This is a genomic window from Candidatus Angelobacter sp. (assembly GCA_035607015.1).
In the GTDB taxonomy this organism is placed as follows: Bacteria; Verrucomicrobiota; Verrucomicrobiia; order Limisphaerales; family AV2; genus AV2.
The window spans coordinates 1-3,587 of record DATNDF010000401.1 but is presented as its reverse complement, the minus strand read 5'-3'; the positions used below and the strand labels follow the sequence as shown (position 1 = coordinate 3,587).

Below are 3,587 nucleotides of genomic sequence, written 5' to 3'. Positions count from 1 at the left end.
TGTATCGCCGTATAAAACCATTGCATCGTAAGATGCGGGCCATCGCCGCTTCGTCCGGTCCAATCAATTCGCCGGCCCTCCAATCGAGTCAATCACCTCCCGGAGAAGTTTTTCATCCATCTCCACGAGGTGACGTTGTTCCGGGAAGCGGCCTTCCTTCACGTCGGCGATGTATTCGCTGAAGGCGGCGACGCGCTCGCGTTGCAGGCGGCGGTGTTCCTCCAGGAAGTTGCGGTAGGCCCTGGCGTGCCGCGGAAGGCGCTCCTCGTAGTCGCCGAGGATGTCGTCCGAGAAAAGAAACTGCGTGTCACAACCGCTGCCCGAACCGAGCGACATCAGGATCATCCTCGTCTGCGAACACAGGAAGCGCGCAAGCTTGTGGGGCACGAGTTCCAGTTCCGCCGCGTAGGCGCCGGCGTTCTCCAGGTCCTTCATGCGCTGGTGGAGCTGCTTCGCCTCCTCGACCGTCCTGCCAATGGCGCGATAACCGGTCCACGTGACATGACGCGGGACCATGCCGAGATGTCCGACCACCGGAATCCGCTCGCGCGCCATCGCCTCGATGATGAACGGACTGGCAGAGCAATACACCGAGCTGGCCCCCAGTTCGAGCGCGCGGAATCCGACACGGATCGCCTCCTCCGGCGACGCCAGCCCGTGCGGCGTGGCGGCCGAGAGAAAGCTGTCCGGCGCGGCGGCGACGAGCCGTGGCAGGCGCGTCCGGGCTTCGGGTGAATCAAAGCTGCAACTCATCAAATCCACGCCCGCGGCTTCCGCGGCGGCTGCTTCCTCGGGTGACTTCACGTGAATGTGAGTGAGGCAGCGTTTGCCCTTGAGCTGCTGGAGATCGTAAATGGTGTATTTTTTTCGCGGTCGGAGCATGGCGGTAGAGTTGCAAAGACGCAGGCCGTGATCAATCTCCATCGCCCTGCCGACAACCATCCACGATGGAATGAAGCTGTTGTCGCATAGACGCGCGCAAGCACGTCTTGCTCCGCCGTGAGCAAGCCGGCACAACTGTCCGTAGCGTTCGAGGCAACGAGTAATGCATGAGCACGAACAGCGCCGGGATTTCTGCTCGCAGCGAGTCAGGTTTCGTCGAACGCCGCACGCCGTTGGCGACGCTCCTGAATCCGACCCTGTTGGTCCTTCTCGGTGATCTCTTGAAATCGCTTTGGCATTCGCGCGTTGCCAGGATGCCGGCTATCGGGTAGCAATCAGTTCCACCATGAAACAGACCTTCTCGAGACGTTACTCCGGAATCATGAGAGCCGTTCTTTTCACGGTACTCTTCAGCGCCATCACTTTCGTTCAAGCCGCCGAGACCCCGCTCAAACCACTCTTTCCGGACATCGCACCGGTGTGCTCGCCCGAAAGCTTGAAGAATGTCTCACTGCCAAACACGACGATTGAGTCGGTCGTGGTTGATCCTTCCGATCACATGTGCCGCGTCACCGCCATCGTGACGCATCCGCTAGCCGGAGATCACGTGAAGGTTTGGATCGGCCTGCCGCTGACGAACTGGAACGGACGATTCCAGGGCAACGGCGGCGGCGGATTTCTCGGCGGGAGTGAAGCCAGCTTGCGCGGGCCGGTCACCCGTGGTTTTGCCACGGGCGCGACGGACACGGGACATGCGGGCGGCAGCGGCAGTTTCGCGCTCGACGCCGACGGGCGGCAGAACTGGCAGGGCATCATCGACAACGCGTATCTCGGCATTCACGACATGACCGTTGTGGGCCGGGCGCTGGCAAAAGCCTTTTATGGCAAAGCCTCGCGTTATTCCTATTTTGTCGGCGGCTCGACCGGCGGACGCCAGGGGCTCATGGAGGCGCAACGGTTTCCGGACGATTACGATGGCATCATCTCCGGTTGCCCCGCGATCAACTGGGACCGCTTCGTGCCCGCCAGTCTCTGGCCCGAGGTGGTGATGCTCTCGATGTCGAACTTCGTTTCGAAGGCAAAGCTCGACGCCGCCACCGCCGCAGCCGTGAAAGCCTGCGACGCGAACGATGGCGTGAAAGACGGCGTGATCGATGATCCGTTTCACTGCGCCTATGATCCGCGGGCGCTGGTTGGCGCCAAGGTGGGCGACGAGACCTTCACCGAAGCCGACGCCGCGGTGATCCGCAAAATCTGGCAGGGCCCGCGCCGGCAGGACGGCACGTTCATCTGGTACGGACCGGATCGCGGCGCGGACCTGTTTCCCTACGCCGGCACCGGCGGTTCGCCATTGAAGGGAAAGCCGTTCAGCATCGCGTTGGAGTATTGGGTTTATTACCTCGCTCAGGATGCGAAATGGGACTGGACGACGCTGACCTACGCGGGCTTTGAACAACTCTGGACCAAATCCGTCGAGCAATACGGCGCGGTCATCGGCACCGACAATCCCGATCTGACCCGTTTCCGCGATCACGGCGGCAAGGTCATCATCTTTCACGGCCTGGCCGACCAGCTCATCCCGGCCGACGGCAGCGTTGACTATTACAAGCGGGTCCAACAGAGCATGGGCGGGCCGAAGAAGACCGCGCAATTCGCTCGGCTGTTCCTGGTTCCCGGTGTGGACCACGGTTTTCACGGCGCGGGCGCGACGCCGACCGGGCAGATGGACGCGATCATCCGCTGGGTCGAGGACGGCAAGTCGCCCGAAAAACTGATGGCCGAGAAACGCGATTCCAACGGCAAGGTCATTCGCACGCGTCCGCTTTTCCCGTTCCCACAAGTCGCCAGATACAAGGGAAGCGGCAGCACCGACGACGCCGCGAACTTCGTGAGCCGCACGCCGAAAGACTAAAAACCGGTTTCGCGAGCCAACGGCAGATTGTAGCGACGCTGTGTGGGCACCGATTTCCACCGTTTCACGACGTGCCGCAGTCACCGACCGCCGCAACAGGTTTTTTGAAACTGTTTCCAGGCAGGCAACCGTGCGTCCCGGGCCGGTCAGCGCCGTGATTTGCCGCTTGTAGCGCGTCAGGTTCCCGGCGAACGCCGCCCGCAATGAAACCGAGGACGCCAGTGCCTCGCGGGAGAAGTGACCATGAACGCAACGCGATGAATGAACCAGGGATTGATTCGGGAGCAAACAATGGAGGGCTTGACTCCATTGTTTGAAAAGACGACACCTCCCGGACGTTTTCCAACATCATACCAATCCAATGAAAAAACGCATCCTCGTTCTCGGAGCCGGCTTCGGCGGGCTCGAACTCAGCACGACGCTCTCGGAGGCCCTTGGCGACGACATCGAAGTGACGGTGATCGACAAGAGCGACCACTTTGTCTTTGGTTTCTCGAAGCTGGACGTGATGTTCGGGCACACGACGTCCGACGCGGTGCGGCTTCCGTACAAGAAATTCGCGAAGCCGGGCGTGCGGTTGCTGCAAGAAAGGATCACGGCGGTGGATCCCGGCGCGAAACGCGTCACGACCGATCGCGGAACCCACGAGGCGGACTTCCTGGTCGTTGCGCTCGGCGCGGATTACGACTTTGACGCCACGCCGGGCATGGCGGAAGCCACCGAGTTCTACACCGTCGCCGGGGCGGTAAACCTGGGCAGGATTCTCCCGACGTTCACACGAGGACGCGTTCTC

3 protein-coding genes are annotated in these 3,587 nt (G+C 61.6%); 2 read left to right on the top strand and 1 reads right to left on the bottom strand.

Going from position 1 to position 3,587, the window contains the following annotated elements; translation table 11 throughout:
* Positions 1-63: 63 nt before the first annotated feature.
* Positions 64-882 (bottom strand): 3-methyl-2-oxobutanoate hydroxymethyltransferase, encoded by an 819-nt coding sequence (locus VN887_16100; GenBank protein ID HXT41529.1) that lies wholly within the window; start codon positions 880-882, stop codon positions 64-66.
* A 382-nt stretch (positions 883-1,264) separates the two neighbouring features.
* On the opposite strand from VN887_16100, the gene VN887_16095 reads away from it, so the two are divergent.
* Positions 1,265-2,794: a tannase/feruloyl esterase family alpha/beta hydrolase gene (locus VN887_16095; GenBank protein ID HXT41528.1), complete on the top strand. Its 1,530-nt coding sequence runs from the start codon at positions 1,265-1,267 to the stop codon at positions 2,792-2,794.
* Positions 2,795-3,155: 361 nt separating this feature from the next.
* Positions 3,156-3,587, top strand: a 432-nt coding sequence (locus VN887_16090; protein ID HXT41527.1) for an FAD-dependent oxidoreductase, incomplete at its 3' end; no start/stop codon positions are given.

Coding starts and splice junctions, on each gene's coding strand:
- VN887_16100 (HXT41529.1), bottom strand. CDS start 882: ATGCTCCGACCGCGAAAAAAATACACCATTTACGATCTCCAGCAGCTC.
- VN887_16095 (HXT41528.1), top strand. CDS start 1,265: ATGAGAGCCGTTCTTTTCACGGTACTCTTCAGCGCCATCACTTTCGTT.